Below are 1,128 nucleotides of genomic sequence, written 5' to 3'. Positions count from 1 at the left end.
CGCGGGGAACTGCGCGAGAAGCCCCACCGGCGTGCACCCGGTGACGGACGGGGGCGTCACGGCGTGGGCCAGTTCTCGCGCAGGGTGCGTTTGAGGACCTTCCCCGTCGCGTTGCGGGGCAACTCGTCCTCCCCCACCACGACATGCGCCGGCACCTTGAACCCCGCCAGCCCGCGCCCCACGAACTCCCGCACCTCCGCCGCCCCGAGCCCGGCCCCGGCCCGCACCCGGACCACCGCCGCGACCTCCTCACCGAGGACCGGATGCGGCACCCCGAACACGGCCGCCTCCAGGACGTCGGGGTGCTCGTGCAGCGCGGCCTCGACCTCGACGCAGTACACGTTCTCCCCGCCGCGGATCACCATGTCCTTGATCCGGTCGACGACCGTGACCCGCCCGCCGTCCGCCACCCGCGCCAGATCGCCCGTGCGGAACCATCCGTCGGGCGTGAACACCGCCCCGGTCGCCTCCGGGTCCTGCCAGTACCCCGAGATGAGCGACTGCCCGCGCAGCCACAGCTCCCCGACCTCGCCCTCCGGCGCCTCCGTCCCGTCCGGCCCGGCGATCCGGGTCTCGACGACGGGCGCCGGGCGGCCCACGCTCTGCGGCCAGGTCCGGTACTGCGCACCGAAGTTGGCGGTGACCCCGCCGAGGGTCTCGGTCAGGCCGTAGCCGTTGGCAGGCTCGACCCGCTCGCCGTAGCGGGCGGTGAGCCGGGCCACGAGCTCCGGCGGGGCCGGTGCGCCGCCCGTGCTGACCGAGGTGAGCGTCGGCAGGTCCTCGTCCAGTTCGGCGGCCCGCGCGAGGAGCTGGAGGGCGGTGGTGGGCACGCCGCCGAACGCGGTGACCCCGTGGTCGCGGACCAGGCCGATCGCCGTGTCCGTGTCCCACGCGCGCAGCAGCACGAGCGTGCCGCCCACCGCCATCGCCCGGTAGAAGCCGGTGAACGCCGCCACGTGGAAGAACGGGAACGTCAGCAGCCCGACCGGGATCGGCCCCTGCCCCGGCACCAGCCCCCGGCCGAGCGCCGACAGAGCCGCGAAGTAGAGGGAGTTGGTGAGGGCGCCGATATGGGCGTGGTGGGTGGCGACCGCGCCCTTGGGGCGGCCGGTGGTGCCGGAGGTGTAG

1 protein-coding gene is annotated in these 1,128 nt (G+C 75.1%); it reads right to left on the bottom strand.

Going from position 1 to position 1,128, the window contains the following annotated elements:
• Window positions 1-56 precede the first annotated feature (56 nt).
• Window positions 57-1,128: AMP-binding protein (locus GTW43_RS36135; RefSeq protein ID WP_161306206.1), on the bottom strand; the 1,072-nt coding region annotated here is incomplete at its 5' end.

It is taken from the genome of Streptomyces sp. SID5785 (genome assembly GCF_009870065.1).
Lineage (GTDB): Bacteria > Actinomycetota > Actinomycetes > Streptomycetales > Streptomycetaceae > Streptomyces.
This window is presented reverse-complemented; position numbering and strand designations above follow the sequence as displayed.